This is a genomic window from Knoellia terrae, from assembly GCF_048606435.1.
Taxonomy (GTDB): Bacteria; Actinomycetota; Actinomycetes; order Actinomycetales; family Dermatophilaceae; genus Knoellia; species Knoellia terrae.
In genome coordinates this window covers 60276-74422 of sequence record NZ_JBMBWH010000005.1, presented here as the reverse complement: position 1 = coordinate 74422, position 14147 = coordinate 60276, and the positions used below count along the sequence as shown (strand labels likewise).

12 protein-coding genes are annotated in these 14147 nt (G+C 72.5%); 9 read left to right on the top strand and 3 right to left on the bottom strand.

All coding sequences use genetic code 11. From position 1 onward, the window contains the following. Nucleotides 1-89: 89 nt before the first annotated feature. The gene (locus tag ACOJV9_RS08685) at nt 90-611 is read right to left on the bottom strand and encodes a YbaK/EbsC family protein (RefSeq protein WP_420184802.1); all 522 of its coding nucleotides are present in this window, start codon (nt 609-611) and stop codon (nt 90-92) included. A gap of 124 nt (nt 612-735) precedes the next feature. Between ACOJV9_RS08685 and ACOJV9_RS08680 the strand changes: the two genes are divergently transcribed. The 8 genes from ACOJV9_RS08680 to ACOJV9_RS08645 all read left to right on the top strand — a co-directional run bounded on the left by ACOJV9_RS08680 (nt 736) and on the right by ACOJV9_RS08645 (nt 10833). Next, nucleotides 736-1068: a DUF6504 family protein gene (locus ACOJV9_RS08680; protein ID WP_420184801.1), complete on the top strand. Its 333-nt coding sequence runs from the start codon at nt 736-738 to the stop codon at nt 1066-1068. A 5-nt stretch (nt 1069-1073) separates the two neighbouring features. Further along, on the top strand, nt 1074-1520 hold the full coding sequence (locus ACOJV9_RS08675) for an SAV_6107 family HEPN domain-containing protein (RefSeq protein WP_420184800.1): 447 nt from the start codon (nt 1074-1076) through the stop codon (nt 1518-1520). Then, nucleotides 1517-5323, top strand: a complete 3807-nt coding sequence (locus ACOJV9_RS08670; RefSeq protein WP_420184799.1) for a DNA polymerase III subunit alpha — start codon at nt 1517-1519, stop codon at nt 5321-5323. Before ACOJV9_RS08675 ends, ACOJV9_RS08670 begins: the two co-directional genes overlap by 4 nt. 41 nt (nt 5324-5364) lie before the next feature. After that, a complete protein-coding gene (locus tag ACOJV9_RS08665; protein WP_420184798.1) occupies nt 5365-5856 on the top strand; it encodes a Fur family transcriptional regulator in 492 nt (163 codons plus the stop codon). After that, nucleotides 5853-8129: a catalase/peroxidase HPI gene (gene katG / locus ACOJV9_RS08660; RefSeq protein WP_420184797.1), complete on the top strand. Its 2277-nt coding sequence runs from the start codon at nt 5853-5855 to the stop codon at nt 8127-8129. The genes ACOJV9_RS08665 and katG overlap by 4 nt, the downstream gene beginning before the upstream one ends. A 163-nt stretch (nt 8130-8292) precedes the next feature. Beyond that, complete coding sequence (locus tag ACOJV9_RS08655) at nt 8293-9069, top strand: methyltransferase domain-containing protein (protein WP_420184796.1); 777 nt, start codon at nt 8293-8295, stop codon at nt 9067-9069. A gap of 8 nt (nt 9070-9077) precedes the next feature. Beyond that, entirely contained in the window at nt 9078-10331 is a 1254-nt protein-coding gene (dinB, locus tag ACOJV9_RS08650; protein ID WP_420184795.1) for a DNA polymerase IV, read from the top strand. A 106-nt stretch (nt 10332-10437) separates the two neighbouring features. Then, the gene (locus tag ACOJV9_RS08645) at nt 10438-10833 is read left to right on the top strand and encodes a DUF3040 domain-containing protein (protein WP_420184794.1); all 396 of its coding nucleotides are present in this window, start codon (nt 10438-10440) and stop codon (nt 10831-10833) included. A gap of 149 nt (nt 10834-10982) precedes the next feature. Here ACOJV9_RS08645 and ACOJV9_RS08640 read toward each other — a convergent pair whose 3' ends face one another. Both ACOJV9_RS08640 and ACOJV9_RS08635 read right to left on the bottom strand, forming a co-directional pair. After that, on the bottom strand, nt 10983-11477 hold the full coding sequence (locus ACOJV9_RS08640) for a DUF456 domain-containing protein (protein ID WP_420184793.1): 495 nt from the start codon (nt 11475-11477) through the stop codon (nt 10983-10985). Between the two features lie 7 nt (nt 11478-11484). Beyond that, nucleotides 11485-11703, bottom strand: a complete 219-nt coding sequence (locus ACOJV9_RS08635) for a DUF7455 domain-containing protein (protein WP_420184792.1) — start codon at nt 11701-11703, stop codon at nt 11485-11487. A 233-nt stretch (nt 11704-11936) separates the two neighbouring features. Here ACOJV9_RS08635 and ACOJV9_RS08630 point away from each other — a divergent pair, with 233 nt between their 5' ends. After that, nucleotides 11937-14084: a DNA gyrase/topoisomerase IV subunit B gene (locus ACOJV9_RS08630; RefSeq protein ID WP_420184791.1), complete on the top strand. Its 2148-nt coding sequence runs from the start codon at nt 11937-11939 to the stop codon at nt 14082-14084. The last annotated feature ends 63 nt before the right edge of the window (nt 14085-14147 follow it).

Genomic DNA, 14147 nt, shown 5'->3' with positions numbered 1-14147 from the left:
GACCAGAGTTGCTGCCGCGGCCGCGTGGCCGGGTCGGCGAGTGTGGAGGGGCGCTCGTCATCCCGGCGACGCGGCCGTCCCGTGGCCGGTCAGTCGACCTCGATGGCCTTGCCGCCGGTGATCCGCAGCAGCTCGTCGTAGGTCGTCCGGAAGACCGAGTGGCTGTGCCCGGCCGCGGCCCACACGTGCTCGTGGGCACCGAGCGTCACGTCGACGACGGTGCGCAGGGGGAGGGGGTGGCCGACGGGGGCGACCCCGCCGATGGTGAAGCCGGTCCACCCGCGCACCTGGTCGGGGGTCGCCTTGTCGAGGGCGGCGAGGTCGAGGAGCCCGGCGATGCGGTCCTGGTCGACACGGTGACCACCCGAGGCGAGGACGAGGAGGGGTTCGACCGAGCCGTCGTGGTGGCGCCCCGCGAAGACGAGGGAGTTGGCGATCTCGGCGGGGGTGATCCCGAGCGCCTCGGCCGCCGCGCGGGCGGTGCGCACGGCGTCGGGGAGGTAGCGGACGGTCGTCCGGACATGGTGTGCCGCAAGGGTTTCGAGCACCACGGCGACGGAGGGGTGCGAGCTGAGGTCGCTCTGCGACACGGGATCTCCGGGCTCGGCCATGGTTCAGCGTAGGGCTTGACGGCGCGACGTCCGCGGGTTGTACAGTGGAGGTGTTCGAACAGATGTTCGAACGATGGGAAGGCTCGACCTCCCGACCCCATTCTGCCCCTGAGGAGGCCATGTCGTGGTGCGCCGGTACGAGGATCCTGTCGACGTCCGGGTCGAGGCCGAGACGGCCGGGACCCCGGGGCCGCTCGCGGTCCGGCAGCGCCCCCGGGCGTTCGTCTGGCGGGGCCGGATCCTCGTGGTCCGCGAGGTCCTCGACGACTGGAGCGAGCGCCGGTCGTGGTGGCGCGACCTCGGCGAGCCCGACCTCGGGAAGCGGCCCGAGCGGCCCGAGCGGCACGTGTGGCGCGTCGAGGCAGGCAGCGCCGCCGGCACCGGGGTCTACGACCTCGCCTCCGACGCCGCCGACGGCTGCAGCGACCCGTGGGTCCTGCTGCGGGCCCAGGACTGAGCGCCGTGAACGCCGGTCCCGCCCTCGCCCTGCTCGAACAGTCCCGCCAGTGCCTCGCCCAGGCGTATGCCGCAGAGCTGGCTGCCGTGCGCCTCGTCACCTCGCAGGACGCCGCGATGCGCGCCGCCGCGGCCCTCGTCGCCGGCCGCGGGACGCGTGGCCCCCAGGACCTGTGGCCACTGCTCGCCGCCCAGAGCCCCGAGCTCGCCGAGTGGGCCGAGGTCTTCGCGCTCGCCGCGGTGCGCCGCCAGCAGCTCGAGACCCTCTGCCCCGAGCTCCTCTCCGCGGACCGGCGCGCGCACCAGCGGTGCCCGGTGCGGGTGCCGGTCCGTGAGGCCGACGACCTCCTGCGTGCCGCCGAGACCTTCGTGGAGCTCGTCGCCGTCACCCTCGGCATGCCACGGGGCGAGCGCACCGTCCGTCGTCTGGCCGCCGTCCGGGAGAGCGCGTGAGCGACACCGACTTCGTCCATCTCCACGTCGCCTCCGGGTTCTCGATGCGCTACGGCGCCTCGACGCCACAGGACCTCGTCGAGCGGGCCGCGGAGCACGGCCAGCACGCGCTCGCCCTCACCGACCGCGACGGGCTCTACGGCGCCGTGCGCTTCGCGATGGCCTGCGGGCGGGCCGGCATCTCCCCGATCCTCGGGGTCGACCTCGCCGTGGGGCAGACGCCCGTCCCCGGCCGTCGCGTGCCGACGGTCCGGGCGCCGGTGCGCGGTGGTGCGGTCGTCGACCCACGGCTGCCCCGGGTCACCGTCCTCGCCCGGGGACGGGGAGCCGGCACCGAGCGGGGTCTGGGGTGGGCGGCCCTGTGCCGCCTCGTCACCGACACCCACCTGCGGGGGGAGCGTGGCACCCCGGTGACCCTGCCCGACCTGCTGGCCCGCTGGTCCCGGGGTGGGGCGCGACGCGAGGAGTGGGCGCAGCACCCCGAGCCGAGCCGGCTGCGCGTCCTCCTCGGCCCCGACTCCGACGTCGGGCGGGCCGTCCTGGCCCGCCGGCCGACCGAGGCGCGCACGCTGCTCGAGCGGTGGCGTGCGCTCCTGCCCGCCGAGGCGCTCGCGGTCGAGATCGTCATGGGCGGCGGGCCGGAGGGCTCGCCCGGCTCGCGCGCCCACTCACGGCGCATGCTCGGCCTGGCCGACGAGCTGAGGGTCCCGGCCGTGCTCACCGCCGCGGTGCGGCACGCCGACCGCGACGGCGTGCGCACCGTCGACGTCCTCGACGCGGCTCGCCGGCTGGTCGTCCTCGACTCCCGACACCTCGACCGGGTCACCGACGCCGGTCACCTCGCGAGCAGCGAGGAGATGTGGGCACGCGCCCTCGCCGTCGCCGGCGACCCGGACCGGGCCGCCCGGCTCGTCGCCACCACCCGGGCGATCGCGGGGGAGTGCATCCTCGACGCCCGCACCGACCTCGGCATCGGTGCCGTCCACCTGCCCGAGCCGAGCATCCTCGGCATCGACCCCGGTGACGACCCGCAGCGGGTGCTCGCCGAGCGGTGCCGCGACGCAGTCGGCACCCGCTTCCCGGGTGCCGGCGACGCCGCACGGCACGGCGTGCTCTCCCGCCTCGAGGACGAGCTGCGCGTCATCGCCGACCTCGGCTACCCCACCTACTTCCTCACCGTCGCGGAGGTGACCGACCTCATCAGGGCCCGCGGGGTGCGGGTGGCCGCGCGCGGCTCCGGGGCCGGGTCGCTCGTCAACTACCTCCTCGGCATCAGCGGCGTCGACCCGATCCGGCACGACCTGCTCATGGAGCGCTTCTGTTCACCGCTGCGGGCCGAGCTCCCGGACATCGACGTCGACGTCGAGTCGGCCCGGCGCACCGAGATCTACCAGGCGATCCTCGACCGCTTCGGCGGCGACCGGGTGACCTGCGTGTCGATGATGGACACCTACAAGGTGCGCCACTCCATCCGCGACGTCGGCGCCGCCCTCGGCATGCCCCCCGTCGAGGTCGACGAGATCGCCAAGGCCTTCCCGCACATCCGTGCCCGTGACGCCCGCCGCGCCATCGCCGACCTGCCCGAGCTGCGTTCCCGCGGGCTGGACGCGCCGCGGCTCGACACCTTCTTCGAGCTCGTCGAGCGGCTCGACGGGCTGCCACGCCACATCGCCCTGCACCCGTGCGGCGTCGTGCTGTCCAACGCCGGACTGCTCGACCGCACCCCGGTCGAGGCGAGCTGGCTCGGCTTCCCGATGAGCCAGTTCGACAAGGACGACGTCGAGACCCTCGGGCTGCTCAAGCTCGACGTCCTCGGCATCCGTATGCAGTCGGCGATGGCCCACGCCGTGGCCGAGGTGAAGCGGGTCGACGCGGTCGACGTGGACCTCGACGACGAGGCGCAGGTGCCGCTCGACGACGAGGCGACCTTCCGGCTCATCCGCTCGACGCACACCCTCGGGTGCTTCCAGATCGAGAGCCCCGGGCAGCGCGAGCTCATCGGCAAGTTCGGTCCGGAGCGGTTCGGCGACCTCATCATCGACATCTCGCTCTTCCGGCCCGGACCGGTGAAGTCCGACATGATCACGCCGTTCCTCGAGAGCCGGCACGGCTGGAGCAGGCGCCGGCTGCTGCACCCCTCGCTCGAGCCGGCCCTGGCCGAGACCGAGGGCGTCGTCGTCTTCCACGAGCAGGTGTTGCGGATCGTCGCCGAGACGACGGGGGTCACCCTCGCGCAGGCCGACGAGGTGCGCCGGACGATGGGGACCTCCCACGGGCAGGCCGAGATCGAGGCGTGGTGGCGGCCGGCGGCCCGGGCACGCGGCTATGCCCCGGCCGACGTCGACCGCATCTGGGAGGTGCTCAAGTCCTTCGCGTCCTTCGGCTTCTGCAAGGCCCACGCCGCGGCGTTCGCCCTGCCGACCTACCACTCCGCGTGGCTCAAGACCCACCACCCGGCGGCCTTCCTCGCGGGGGTGCTCACCCACGACCCGGGGATGTATCCCAAGCGGCTCATCCTCGACGACGCCCGCTCGCTCGGGATCGCCGTCCTCGGCCTCGACGTCAACGCCTCGGGCGACACCTACCGGGTCGAGCGGCTCGACGGACGGGGCCGTGACCCGGGCTTCACCCCGGTGCATCCCGACCTGCCCGACGCGAGCGGCCACGGCATCCGCCTCTCGCTCGCCGACGTCAAGGGCATCAGCGAGGCCGAGGTGGCGAGCATCGTCGCCGGGCAGCCGTTCTCGAGCCTGGGTGACTTCTGGGCGCGCGCCACCGTCAGCCGGCCCGTCGTCGAGCGGCTGGTCCTCGCCGGCGGGTTCGACTCCATGCACGGCATCGGTGCGACCGGCTCCGGGCTCGGCCGACGCGGGCGCATCACCCGGCGCGACCTGCTGCTCCACGTCGGGGAGCTCGACCGCTGGGAGCGGGCGAGCACCGGCCGGTCGTCGCGTCGCCGGCTTCCGCCACCATCCCTGGGCAGCGACCAGGTGCGGGAGCGGGCGGCGGCGCAGTCGCAGGCGGCCCGGCCGGTCGTCGCGGCTCCCGACCAGTCCGTCCAGCTCACCCTCGACCTCGGCGACCGCCCCAAGCTCACGCCCGGCACCGGTCTGCCGGAGATGACCGGTCCCGAACGGGTCCGCGCCGAGCTCGACGTCCTCGGCCTCGACGCCTCGGCGCACGTGGTCGAGCTCTACGGCCCGATGCTCGACGCCCTCGGGGTGGTCCGGAGCCGTGACCTGCTCCGCAGCCGAAGTCGCAGCGAGGTGTGGATCGCCGGTGTCAAGGTGGCGACCCAGACCCCGCCGATCCGGACCGGTCGCCGGGTCGTCTTCCTCACCCTCGACGACGCGACCGGACCGGTCGACGCGACCTTCTTCGAGGACGTCCAGGGCCCGTATGCCGCCACGATCTTCCACTCGTGGCTCCTCCTCGTCCGTGGTGTCGTCCGCCGCACCGGTCCCCGGGGGATCTCCGTCCGGGCGACCGGCGCCTGGGAGCTCGCCGGCCTGTGGGACGCGTGGCGGGACGGTGGCCACCCGGCGGTCGTGCGAGCGCTCGAGGCGGCCGACGCCGAGGCCGTGGCCCGGGCGGAGGCGGGGGAGCTCCAGGCAGCGGAGCGACAGGACGGTCGCCGGGTGCTCGTCCACGCCTCCGGCTTCGCGCAGTCGCCCTACGCCGACATCAAGCCGGCCGGGTCGCCGACGAGCGACGGGCGCCTCGTCGCCTCCCTCGCCGTCCCCGAGCACGGCACCTCACCCCGCAAGCTGTGGCACTCCAGCCCCGGCAGCTCTGGCCATTGAGAAAACTTGACTGACTCTAGAAAATGGAGAATGCTTTTCGGGTGTCGACCGACCTCGTGAATGAGCTGCACCGGGCGTCGTTGCGGGTGACCAAGCCGCGGCTGGCCGTGCTGTCGGTCCTGCGCGAGCACCCGCACCTCGCCACCGAGGGCATCATCAGCCGGGTGCGCGAGACCCACGGCACCGTGTCCCACCAGGCGGTCTACGACGTCCTCAAGGCGCTCACCGAGGTCGGGCTCGTGCGCCGGATCCAGCCGGCGGGCACGACGGCCCGCTACGAGGTCCGGGTCGGCGACAACCACCACCACGCGGTGTGCCGCTCGTGCGGCGCCATCACCGACGTCGAGTGCGCCGCAGGGCGCGCCCCCTGCCTCAGCGCGACGACGGAGCACGGCTTCGTCGTCGACGAGGCGGAGGTCGTGTTCTGGGGGACCTGCGGCGACTGCGCGACCCTCGGTGACGCCGACTCCCCGAACGCCCCCACACCCCAGCACCCCCACCAGTCCGCACAGCGCGAAAGAAGGAACTCATGACCGACAGCCATGACGACAGCACCCCGGTGAGCCCCCAGGGGGTGGACCGCAAGGAGGCGAGCGGGTGCCCCGTGATGCACGACTCCGTGACGGCGCAGGGGAGCGAGAGCGAGAACCCGGCGATCGACTCGCCGACGCCGCAGACGGGTGGTCGTCCGCACGGCATCAAGGACTGGTGGCCCAACCAGCTCGACCTCTCCGTGCTGCACGCGCACTCGTCGAAGGGCAACCCGCTGGGGCCGGACTTCGACTACCGCGCCTCGGTCGCCACCCTCGACGTCGAGGCGATCAAGCGTGACATCGCCGAGGTGCTCCACACCTCGCAGGACTGGTGGCCCGCGGACTTCGGCCACTACGGCGGACTCATGATCCGGATGAGCTGGCACGCCGCCGGCACCTACCGCATCTACGACGGTCGTGGAGGAGCCGGTGACGGCGGACAGCGCTTCGCGCCGCTCAACAGCTGGCCCGACAACGCCAACCTCGACAAGGCCCGTCGCCTGCTCTGGCCGGTCAAGCAGAAGTACGGCCGCCAGATCTCGTGGGCCGACCTGCTCGTGCTCGCCGGCAACGTCGCCCTCGAGGACATGGGCTTCGAGACCTTCGGGTTCGCCTTCGGGCGTGAGGACGTGTGGGAGCCGGAGGAGATCTTCTGGGGTCCGGAGGACACCTGGCTGGGCGATGAGCGCTACTCCGGCGAGCGCGAGCTCGAGGAGCGCCTCGGCGCGGTCCAGATGGGCCTGATCTACGTCAACCCCGAGGGACCCAACGGCAACCCGGACCCGGCCGCCTCGGCCCGCGACATCCGCGACACCTTCGCCCGGATGGCCATGAACGACGAGGAGACCGTCGCGCTGATCGCCGGTGGCCACACCTTCGGCAAGACCCACGGCATCGGCGACCCCGACCTCATCGGTCCGGAGCCCGAGGCGGCGCCGCTGGAGGAGCAGGGACTGGGCTGGAGGAGCGACTACGGCACCGGCAAGGGCAAGGACACCATCACGTCCGGTCTCGAGGTCACCTGGACCGACCTGCCGACGCAGTGGAGCAACCGCTTCTTCGAGATCCTCTTCGGCTACGAGTGGGAGCTGGCCGAGAGCCCCGCGGGGGCCAAGCAGTGGGTCGCCACGACCGACGACCGCATCATCCCGGACGCGTTCGACCCCGACACCAAGCACCGGCCGACGATGCTGACGTCCGACCTCGCACTGCGCGTCGACCCGGTCTACGAGCAGATCTCGCGCCGCTTCCTCGAGAACCCCGAGGAGTTCCGCCTCGCGTTCGCCAAGGCCTGGTACAAGCTCCTCCACCGTGACATGGGTCCGGTGTCGCGCTACCTCGGACCGTGGGTGCCGGAGCCCCAGCTGTGGCAGGACCCCGTGCCCGAGCACGACGGTGAGGTCGTCGGAGACGCCGACATCGCGTCGCTCAAGGACGCGGTGCTCGGCTCGGGTCTCGAGGTCGGCGACCTCGTCTGGACCGCCTGGGCCTCCGCCGCGAGCTTCCGCACCACCGACAAGCGCGGTGGCGCCAACGGCGCGCGGATCCGTCTGGAGCCCCAGCGCAGCTGGCAGGCCAACGACCCCGAGCGGCTCGCCCGGGTCCTCGAGCGCCTCGAGGGACTGCGCGCCGACTTCAACGGCCGGGGCGGAGCCCAGGTCTCGCTCGCCGACCTCATCGTGCTCGCCGGCTCCGCCGCGGTCGAGAAGGCGGCCGCGGACGCCGGCGTCGAGGTCACCGTGCCCTTCCACCCCGGCCGCACCGACGCGACGCCGGAGCAGACGGACGTGGAGTCGTTCCGGGTCCTCGAGCCCCGCGCCGACGGGTTCCGCAACTACATCCGCGCCGGCGAGAAGATGCAGCCGGAGGTGCTCCTGCTCGACCGCGCCTACATGCTGAACCTCACCGGCCCGGAGATGACGGTCCTCGTCGGCGGCCTCAGGTCGCTCGGCAACAACCACGGTGGTGTCGCCCACGGTGTCCTCACCGACCGGCCCGGCGTCCTCAGCAACGACTTCTTCCGCAACCTGCTCGCTCCGGGCATGCAGTGGAAGGCCTCGAAGGACGAGGAGAACGTCTACGAGATCCGCGACCTCGCCACGGGGGACCTCCGGTGGACGGCCACGGCCGTGGACCTCGTCTTCGGGGCGAACTCGCAGCTGCGGGCGCTCTGCGAGGTCTATGCCAGCGACGACGCCGGCGAGAAGTTCGTGCACGACTTCGTCGCCGCCTGGACCAAGGTCATGGAGCTCGACCGGTTCGACCTGTCCTGAGTCCCGCCCGGACGTGACGTCCCGGCGACACCCGGGGGCGGCCCGAGAGGGCCGTTCCCCGGGTCGCCGGCGGCCGGTTGTCCGCCGAGCCAACTAGGCTCGGGGCGCGCACGCCGCGCCGTCGGCTGCGGCCGACCGACCGACCCACACGAGAGGTGACACCGTGAGCGAGGACCCGTCGAGCACCCGTCGCACGGGAGTCTCGACCTCCCCGCGGACCGCCGCCATGTGGGCGGCCGTCGACGAGGTGGTCCGGGCTCGTGCAGCGGAGCTGCAGCGACCGCTGAGGGTTCTCGACCTCGGTGGCGGCACCGGAGGGCTCGCCGTGCCACTCGCCGTGGCCGGCCACCACGTCACGGTCGTCGACCCCAGCCCCGACGCCCTCGCGTCGCTGCGCCGCCGGGCCGCAGAGGCCCAGGCGTCCTCCCGGGTCAGCGCGGTGCAGGGTGATGCCGAGAGCCTCACCTCGCTCGTCGGCCACGACCGGCCCGACCTCGTCCTCTGCCACGGCACCCTCGAGTACGTCGACGACCCCGAGGTCACGCTCGCCCATGTGGCCGCCGTCCTGCCGCCCGGAGGCATCCTCAGCCTCGTCGTGCCACAGCGCGCGGCCGCCGTGCTCGCGCGAGCGCTCGCCGGCCAGTTCGCCCAGGCGCGTGCGGCGATGGACCGCGCGGACGGGCGCTGGGGTGACGCCGACCCGGTGCCGCGACGGTTCGACCGGGCCGGAGTCCTCGCCCTGCTCGAGACCGCCGGGCTCACGGCGACGCGAGCACACGGCATACGCCTCTTCAGCGACCTCGTGCCCGGCGCCCTCGTCGACTCCGATGCCGACCGGGCGGCCCTGCTCGACCTCGAGCGCGCCGTGGCGACCCACCCCGAGTTCGCCGTCCTCGCCGACCTCGGCACCTCCCTGCACGTCATCGCCACCCGAGCCTGAGAGCGGCCGTGAGCCGTCGCCAGTTCAGCCTTCCCCAGCGCTCGTCGAGCGAACCGCCCGACGACACCGGGTGCACCGTCCTGCACGTCGACATGGACGCCTTCTACGCCTCGGCGACCCTGCTGTCCCACCCCGAGCTCGTCGGCACCCCTGTCATCATCGGCGGGGGCAACCGCGGGGTCGTCCTGTCGGCGACCTACGAGGCACGCCGCTTCGGGGTCGCGTCGGCCATGCCGATGACGCGTGCCCGGCGGCTCTGCCCGCAGGCGACGGTCCTTCCTCCCGACCACCGCCTGTATGCCGACATCTCGGCAGCCGTGATGCAGACCTTCCGCTCGGTCACCCCCGACATCGAGCCACTCTCGCTCGACGAGGCCTTCCTCGACGTGGCCGGTGCGGTGCGCCGGCTCGGCTCACCCGCGAGCATCGGCGCCCTGATCCGGGACACCGTCCACGACGAGCAGGGCATCACCTGCTCGGTGGGGGTCGCCTCGACGAAGTTCGTCGCGAAGATCGCCTCCGGGCTGGCCAAGCCCGACGGGATGGTCGTCGTCCCGCGTGACGAGGTCATCCCCTTCGTGCAGCAGCTGCCGGTGGGGGCGCTCTGGGGCGTGGGGGAGAAGACCGAGGAGCAACTGACCCGCCTCGGCCTCCGCACCGTCTCCGACATCGCCCACACGCCCCTGCCCACGCTCGTGCGCGGGCTGGGGGAGGCGACCGGCCACCACCTGCACGAGCTCGCCTGGGGCCGCGACCCGCGCACCGTGCAGCGTGAGCACCGGGAGAAGAGCGTCGGAGCGGACGAGACGTTCGAGTACGACATCGACGACCCGCGCGAGATCCACCGGCACCTTCTCAAGCTCAGCGACCGGGTGGCCGCCAGGCTCCGTGCGGCCGGCCTGACCGGCCGCACCGTCTCGATCAAGGTCCGCTTCGCCGACTTCACGACCATCACCCGGGCCCGCACGCTCCGGGAGCCGACCGACACCAGCCGCGAGATCTACGACACCGCCACCGCGCTCTACGACGCCCTCGGCCTCCAGCGGGCCCGGATCCGCCTCGTCGGCGTCCGGCTCGAGAAGCTCGTCGCCGTCGAGGCCGCCCCCATCCAGGGCATGCTCGGCGAGGCCGAACACGGCTGGCGCGAGGCGGACCGGGCCGTCGACAGGGCCAGTGCGCGCTTCGGAGCCGGGTCGGTCAGACCTGCGAGCCTGATCACCCGGGGCCAACCTTCCACGGGAGCCAATCGCGACCTATCCTGAGAGGACCAGCACCACGCTGGCGAATGCAACGAAATGGCGACGTTGCGCGTTGTCCCTGGTGAAGGCTCACCAGAGAACGCCACACGTTGCACACCAGGAGGACGCCGTGCCGCTGTCAGAGCACGAGCAGAGGATGCTCGAGCAGTTGGAGCAGGCCCTGGCCGAGGAGGACCCCAAGTTCGCCTCGAGCATGGAGGGCACTCGCCGTGGCGGTCCCACGCGACTGCGCTGGATCCTCGGCGTCACCGGTGTGGTCCTCGGCCTCGCCCTCGTCCTCGTCGGCATCCAGACGACGATGTGGGTCGGCGCGGCCGGCTTCGCCGTGATGGTCGCCGCCGTGGCGTTCGCCCTCACCCCTCCGCGCCGCGGCAAGCTCGCCGTCGTGCGCGGTGACGGCAGCACCGGCCCGGCCACCTCGGGTCGCAAGCAGAAGAGCGGCTCCGGATTCATGGACAAGCTCGACGACCGCTGGGACCGGCGCGGCCGCGACGGCTGGAGCTGACCCACAGCCCTCCTCCGACGTCGCGATGACGTCGCGTGGTGTCGATGCCCGGGTGTCGGCCCATCTGCCCCGGAATGCCCCCGGATCCCCGACACCCCGCCCCGTCAAGTCCCGGGCAGGTCAGCTCGGCCGGCGTGCGCCGTGCCGCCTCAGGTCGCGAGGACCCCGACGACCCAGGTGACGGTGATGAGGACACCGGCGCACAGCTCGATGCCCATGCTCGTCATCACGGCGACGACGGCGTTCTTGGTGCGGGTCCAGGCCTGGGCCCGGTCACGGCTGCGCCCCTGCTCGACGAGGAAGATGCCGCCGACGAAGCCGATGACGAACCCGACCACGGGGATGACGAACATCCCGACGATGCCGAGCAGCACGGCGAGGAGCAGGGTCGACGTCGTCACGCCTTGGGAGCGCAGGCGCCGGCCCGGCACGAGGAACTGGACGACCATGCCGGCGAGGTAGATCGCGACGCACAGGCCGAAGACCGTCCAGGCGGTCGACCCGCCCGTCTCGGTCGCCCAGAGCAGCACTCCCAGGACGGCGACGAGGAGCCCTGGGACCACGGGAACGACGATGCCGACGATCCCCACGAGAATGAGGATCGCCGGCACCCAGACGCTGGTGCCCTCCGGCAGGAGGTTCAAGCCGGTGTCAGGCGTCGATGTCCGCGGCCGCGGGCGGCTCCGTCAGTCGGTCGCTCTCGTCGACGATGTCGGCGTGGTCGCGGAGCTTCGGCAGGTGCTCACGGCCGTGGTGGGCGCAGAAGAGCAGCTCACCGCCGACGTGGAGCGTGGCTCGGACATAGGCCTGGGCTCCGCAGCGGTCGCAGCGGTCCGCGGTGGTCAGGGTGGGTGCCAGTGCGGTCGTCACATCGGCCTCCTCGGCAGATCGTGGCAGGGGGTCCACGCGGATGCGTGGCGTCGAGCGTTGCAACAGTCAAACACGCGCAGGTCTTCCCGAGGGGGAGGCGCTCGTGATGTGACCATTCCGATGCCGACCCGACCATTCTCCCCGGCGGGTCCGACAGCGCGCCTCGGCGGGGTGGTCAGCGGCCCCGGTTAGCCTGAGGCCTCCGCCCCGCACCCGCCCCTCGAGAGGACCGCATGCCCCCCGCGTCCACGGCCAAGAAGGTGGCGACGAGCAAGTCGTCGTCCGACTACAGCGCCCACCACCTCCAGGTCCTCGAGGGCCTCGAGGCCGTGCGCAAGCGGCCGGGCATGTACATCGGGTCGACCGACAGCCGCGGCCTCATGCACTGCCTCTGGGAGATCATCGACAACGCGGTGGACGAGGCCCTCGGCGGGCACGGCGACCGCATCAAGGTCATCCTCCACCGGGACGGGTCCGTCGAGGTGCGCGACACCGCCCGCGGCATCCCCGTCGACATCGAGCCCCGGACCGGCCTCACCGGGGTCGAGGTGGTCTTCACCAAGCTGCACGCCGGCGGCAAGTTCGGGGGCGGCTCCTACACCGCGTCGGGCGGCCTGCACGGCGTCGGCGCCTCCGTCGTCAACGCGCTCTCCGCCCGCCTCGACGTCGAGGTCGACCGCGGCGGCAAGACCTACGCCATGAGCTTCCGGCGCGGCGAGCCCGGCTACTTCCCCGACGTCGCGAGCTCCGACAAGAGCCCCGAGCACGAGTTCACCCCCTACGAGCGGACCAGCGAGCTCGCCGTCATCGGCAAGGCCAGGCGCGGGGCGACCGGCACCCGGGTCCGCTACTGGGCCGACCCGCAGATCTTCCTCAAGGACGCCGCGTTCGACTACGACGGACTGGTCGGTCGCGCCCGCCAGACCTCGTTCCTCGTCCCCGGCCTCACCCTCGTGGTCCGCGACGAGCGGCAGCTGCCCGGCACACCGGGCGAGGCCGGGCCGCACGAGGAGGTGTTCGTCCACGACGGCGGCATCAGCGAGTTCGCCGAGTTCCTCGCACCCGACCCGTCCGTCACCGACGTCTGGCGGCTTCAGGGCAGCGGGCACTTCACCGAGACCGTCCCCGTGCTCGACGCCAAGGGCCACATGTCACCGCAGGACGTCGAGCGCGAGTGCGAGGTCGACATCGCCGTCCGGTGGGGGACCGGCTACGACGCCAAGGTCCGCTCCTTCGTCAACATCATCGCCACGCCCAAGGGCGGCACCCACATGGCCGGTTTCGAGCAGGCCCTGCTCAAGGTGTTCCGCAGGCAGCTCGAGCTCAACGCCCGCCGTCTCAAGGTGGGGAGCGACAAGGTGGACAAGGACGACATCCTCGCCGGGCTCACGGCCGTCGTCACCGTCCGCCTGGCCGAGCCGCAGTTCGAGGGCCAGACCAAGGAGGTGCTCGGCACCAACGCCGTGCGCGCCATCGTGGCGCGGGTGGTCGAGAAGGAGCTGAGCGCCGCCCTCACCTCGACCAAGCGCGGTGAGAAGCAGCAGGCCGCCCTGCTCCTCGAGAAGGTCACCGCCGAGATGAAGTCGCGGATCAGCGCGCGGCTGCACAAGGAGACCCAGCGCAAGAAGAACGCGCTCGAGACCTCCTCGCTGCCGGCGAAGCTGGCCGACTGCCGCAGCAACGACATCGAGCGCACCGAGCTCTTCATCGTCGAGGGCGACAGCGCGCTCGGCACCGCCAAGCTCGCCCGCGACTCCGACGTCCAGGCCCTGCTCCCGATCCGGGGCAAGATCCTCAACGTCCAGAAGGCCTCGCTCACCGACATGCTCGGCAACGCCGAGTGCGCGGCCATCATCCAGGTCATCGGGGCCGGGTCCGGACGCAGCTTCGACGTCGACGCCGCCCGCTACGGCAAGGTCATCATCATGACCGACGCCGACGTCGACGGCGCCCACATCCGCACTCTGCTGCTGACGCTCTTCTTCCGCTACATGCGTCCGCTCGTCGAGGCCGGCAAGGTGTATGCCGCCGTGCCCCCGTTGCACCGCATCGAGGTCTCCGCGGCCGGTGCCCGCAAGGGCGAGCTGCTCTACACCTACTCCGAGGGCGAGATGCGCCGCACCGTCGCGTCGCTCACGAAGCGTGGTCGCACCATCAAGCAGCCGATGCAGCGCTACAAGGGCCTGGGCGAGATGGACGCCGACCAGCTGGCGGAGACGACGATGGACCCGCGCCACCGCACGCTGCGCAAGGTGACGATGGCCGACGCCGAGGAGTCCGAGCGCGTCTTCGAGCTGCTCATGGGCAACGAGGTCGCTCCCCGCCGCGACTTCATCGTCCGCGGCTCGGCCCAGCTCGACCGGGAGCGGATCGACGCCTGACCTGCGAACCTGCCGCGCGGCGCACCGCGCGTGTGCGTTGCCCTGAGGCGTGATGTGGGACAC

Coding starts and splice junctions, on each gene's coding strand:
- ACOJV9_RS08685 (WP_420184802.1), bottom strand. CDS start 611: ATGGCCGAGCCCGGAGATCCCGTGTCGCAGAGCGACCTCAGCTCGCAC.
- katG (WP_420184797.1), top strand. CDS start 5,853: ATGACCGACAGCCATGACGACAGCACCCCGGTGAGCCCCCAGGGGGTG.
- ACOJV9_RS08630 (WP_420184791.1), top strand. CDS start 11,937: ATGCCCCCCGCGTCCACGGCCAAGAAGGTGGCGACGAGCAAGTCGTCG.